We start from the raw sequence: 2565 nt of genomic DNA, 5'->3' as shown, positions 1-2565 counted from the left end.
CTGCGGCCTGGCATCGTCACGACCGTGCTGCTCTCTCTGCGGAGCCGGTGGGCTGCCCGCAGATCGATGCAACGAATTGCGACGGCCCTTGTCGGATTGATGCTGGTCTGCGGCGTTGGCACGGCGGCGCTTGGCCAGACAGGCATGCCGACGCAGTCGACCAATATTCCGCTGTCTTATGTCCCCGTCGGTTCCGACTACCGGCTTGCCATCAATGTCGGCATCAACGGAGGGCCGCTGCAGTCCTACCTGTTCGATACCGGGTCCCCCGGATTCAATGCCGCCTGGAATCCCGCCACCTGGAACGGATTCGGCGGCGGCACGCAAGCCGTTCCGACCTCCACGATTCCCAACGGCAACAACGTCCAGTTCTGCTACGGCACCGGCCCCGGCAATAGCTGCCGGGGTTATCTCGGAAACATCGTCCAGGTCCCGTCGCTCAGCTTCCAGAATCCGGCCGGAGGATTGACGACCCTGACCACACCAGCGAGCGGAGGCTTCCAGATGACCGCCGTCGCCGCCGACAACAGCGTGAATCAGAATCCGCCTTGGGTCTTCCCGGGCTACTTCTGCAACTCGCCTTATTCCTGTCCCTCCAATCCCAATCCGGTCGCGCCGGACGGGCCGCAGTTCTATGGGATCTTCGGCGCCGGCGATTTCACCTCTCCCCAGTTCGGCTGCTCCGTTGCCATTTCGCTGCCTTCCAGATGCCCCTCGGGTAGCGAGACCCCGCCGGTCTCGGTCGGCAGCGTGCTCGGCCAGATAAGCGTCGCCGGGAGCAATATTGCCGCGCAGGGCTTCATCGTCGCGGCCAACGGCCAACCCAATCCGGGCAACACGGGCGGCGTCTCGAATCCGCCGTTCGGCACCGCGTCGGTGATGATCGGCGGGTCGGTCACGCCGGTCACGAACTGCAATCCGTGCGTCACCGTTGGCCTGACGCCGCAATTGATCGGCCAGTTCGCGCCAGTCGGTCTGCCCAGTCAGAATCCGGCTCTGCCAGGCCTGGTTCCCTGGGCGCGGACAAGTTCGCACAATTTCGTCAATCCCTATGGCGCCACGCCGGGTAACAATGCCTCACTGGAGTACGGAGCAAACTTCGGAGTCTCCCTGACGACGCCGAGCGGGACGACGTCGACGACGAGCATCACCCTTCTGGATACCGGTACGACCAACCTCACGCTAAGCCAGAGCCTGAGTAGCGTCGGGCTTGCTGCGACATCCATCTCGATGGTTGGTGCGACGCCGGCCGGTGCGACCATTCCCGGACTGCCGACGACGTCGGCGTCACTGACGCAAGGCGCCAGCCCCTATTCCTATGCCTATGCGCCGTTCGACGCCAACATCCTCGGCCTGCCCTTCTTCATGCAGAACTCGGTGATGTTCGATCTCTCGGACAGGGTGATCGGCTATACGCCGTTCTTCGTCACCGATGCACCGCTTGCGACGACAGCAGGTGGGCCGCTGATCGTGAGCGGGAGCAACGTGCCGCTGGGACTGGCGGGGGTGATCTCGGGGCCGGGGGGCGTGGTGGTCGGAAACGGCGGCGCCATCCAGACGAGCGCGACGAACACCTATACCGGCGAGACATCGATCATCGCTGGCGGCATGTTCCTCGTCGCGGGTCCGGGGAGCATCGCCAGTTCGAGCGGCGTCGTGAACAATGGCATCTTCGACATCTCGCGGGCATGGGCGCCGATCAGCATCAATACGCTCACTGGCTCGGGCACGACCTATCTCGGTGCCAACACCCTCGTCCTCACCAACGCCAGCGGCATCTTCTCGGGCGTGATCGCCGATAGCGGGGCCTATCCGGTCGGCGGTGGCAACCTCACCATCGCCGGCGGCACGCAGGGGCTGAGCGGTGCAAACAGCTACAGCGGCGCGACGACGATCCAGTCTGGCGCGCAGCTCAATCTCTTAGGCTTCGGTAGCATCGCAAGCTCGAGCGGACTCGCCAACAACGGCACCTTCGACATCTCCGGCGTGACGCCCACCGGGGCAGGTCTCCAGGCGCTGACCGGATCCGGGCAGGTCAACCTCGGGGCCAAGACGCTGGTCCTGCTCAACGCCAACGGCACCTTCTCCGGCGTTATGGCCGACGGCGGTGCCTCGGGCGGCACCGGCGGCGGGCTTCTGCTCGTGGGCGGCTCGCAGACCCTGAGCGGCGCCAACACCTATACCGGGCAGACGGCGGTGGCGGGTGGGTTCCTCAATCTGACCGGCAGTATCGCCGGCAATGCGCTCGTCGGCAGCGCTGGCAGCCTGGGCGGCACCGGCACGATCGGCGGCAATCTCATCAACGCCGGTATCGTGGCGCCGGGCGGTTCCTACGGGACCCTGAACGTGAGTGGCAGCTACACTCAAGCTGTCGGCGGCACGCTCTACACGCAGGTCAACGCCGCAGGGCAGGCCAGCCAGCTCGCCGTCGGTGGTGCGGCCTCGCTTCTGGGCGGCACGGTGCTGGCCGGCGTCGGGCCCGGCACCTACGGCGCGCGCACGACCTATACGATCGTGCGGGCCACGGGCGGCGTGACCGGCGCCTATGCCTCGGCCGCATCGACC

The 2565-nt window shown here is 66.0% G+C and carries 1 pseudogene; it reads left to right on the top strand.

The annotated features are described in order from the left end of the window. Positions 1-66: 66 nt before the first annotated feature. A pseudogene (locus B5D62_RS32750) lies at positions 67-2565 on the top strand (hypothetical protein); the annotation flags it as partial.

The organism is Enhydrobacter aerosaccus (assembly GCF_900167455.1).
Classification (GTDB): Bacteria; Pseudomonadota; Alphaproteobacteria; order Reyranellales; family Reyranellaceae; genus Reyranella; species Reyranella aerosaccus.
The sequence above is the reverse complement of the archived record's forward strand: the minus strand, read 5'-3'. Positions and strand labels throughout refer to the sequence as shown.